Raw genomic sequence first — 2,160 nt, forward strand, 5'->3', positions numbered from 1 at the left:
ATTAAAGGTTAACAAAAGATATGTTTTTAAAAATAATTCATAATTTTGCGATTGCAAGTACCTATCTCGTTAAATTGAATCAAATCCGGTATCGGATTGCTGACTGGTTCTTGACAAGAGGAAACAGGCCTTTGCACTCAGCAATAACGATGAACAACAATAGAGAATTCCGACGGACTATATAGAGAATATTCCCGAAGAATTCCGATTAACCCCTTAAATTATCCATTATGGTAAGAAAACTACTGTCAGCAACGCTGGTTGTGTTTTTCGCACTGGCAGGTTCCGCGGTTCTTCCCCGTCTCAACAAGTCGGAGATTGAGGAGCGGGCAAAAGCCATTGTGAAAAACGAGCTGCCTGCCGGGACGCAGATGCAGTCGCAAGAGATCGTTTCTTCTGGAGTGGAATATCCCGGTCCGGGATCTGACAACCCTGTTTCATCTGTTCTTCAGGCGGGCGATGAGTTTGTGCCTGCGAGCACGGTCGATGCTCGCCCCTCCGCAGAGATCATTCTGTCGGAGGATTCAGTGATAGGAGTGGCAGTAGAAGGAGGGAAGGGAGTTGTCTCCGTCGCTCCGAAGAAGATCCGTAAGGCAGATGGGGCATCCGTCCCTAAGCTTGTCACTGGCACGATGATGACGAAGGATCTCAATTACAAATCCGTGATGTATAGTTCCAGGATCACAGTTGAACCAACGGAAACAGAAGGGGTTTATGCTCTTGGTAATGTTTACGGACTTGATGCGGTGATTGACATGAAGATCGATCTTCAGACCGGAGAGGTGCTTATTCCACAACAGAAAATCTACCAACATACTTCATACGGAGAGGTAAGTATGGTGCCCATGCTTATCAAGGAGGGTAAATTCTATACTGTGGAAGGAGACCTCAAGGGCACATTGCAGAGCGACGGCACGATTGTGCTCGGCACATGGGGTGTCATGGTCACGCAGATGCAGGAAGTAAACGGCGAATTGCAGAAGTCTCCCAACTGGGGACGTATTTTCAATGTATTCTCAGGCAGCGAATGGATTGTTCCCAACACAGAGGTAGCCTGCTTCAATATTTCCCAGAACAAGCTCATGATGTATGAGATGTATATTGAACAGACTGCATCAAACGAGGTGGTTCTCTATGGCTTCGGCAACATCAATTCCAACGATATTCTCACAGCGAGACTGACAACCGACAAACGTATTCTTATCTCTCCACAGCAGATGTATACTCATATGATGTATGGAGAATTTATGAACTATCCGGCATCATTCGAGCAGGATGTGAACACGCAAAAATGGAAAGTTTCCGTAGACTGGAAAAACCACATGGTGCTTAAGGATACAGGTGACGGCGAGTTGAAGATCGGTGGTTGGGTTATATCCGCACGTGCTAATCCGGGCGGAGCGATAGGTTATATGTATAACGACGTTTCTGTCACCACGGAGGCTCAGATAACTTATCCGGCACCTGTCGCCCTTGATCTCAAAGGAGAGGGAACGGAAGCTTCCCCCTATCTGATAGAGTCTGTTTCCCATATTCAGGCAATTTCGCAGGCTTCAGAGGCTGGCAACTCTTTCGAAGGTGTTCATTTTGCATTAGGTGGTGATCTGGATTTCTCGGGTGTGTCTCCTACTTCATATGTTCCGGTCGGTTCGGTGGCTACACCTTTCTGCGGTAAGTTGCATGGCAACGGACACAAAATATCCAATTTCTTAGCAGACGGAAAAGGTTTCTGTGACACAGGACTTTTCGGTGTGCTCGGGGAAGGATCAGCTGTTGATAACGTTGTATTTGACAAAGCGGGTGTAATAGCTACAGGAAACTATGTGGGAATCCTTGCCGGCACAAGTTATGCCGACATAAGTAATATCACAATTACATCGAGCGTTGTGGATTGCGACGGAGAGATCGGAGGAGGTGTTGTCGGACAAGCTCTTGGCGGTTCGATTGCCGGATGTTCTTTCACCGGTAATGTAATGTCGAAAGGAAGTGGAGGCGGAATTTCAGGATATACCCATAGCGCAACCATATCTTCATGCGATGTAAGGACAAACATAACGATTGACGGAGCATCGGCTGTGATGTCGAGTGTAGTGGGTGGCGGAATTGTCGGAAAAGCTTTCTCCAGTGAGATTTCGAAATGTCAGGTAGCAGGTGTTATAG

The 2,160-nt window shown here is 46.9% G+C and carries 1 protein-coding gene; it reads left to right on the forward strand.

Annotated elements, in window-relative coordinates; genetic code table 11:
- Window positions 1–230: 230 nt before the first annotated feature.
- A partial coding sequence (locus JX312_RS12620) for a hypothetical protein (protein ID WP_204458248.1) occupies window positions 231–2,160 on the forward strand: 1,930 nt, incomplete at its 3' end.

The organism is Barnesiella sp. CU968, assembly GCF_905219685.1.
GTDB lineage: Bacteria > Bacteroidota > Bacteroidia > Bacteroidales > Muribaculaceae > Lepagella > Lepagella muris_A.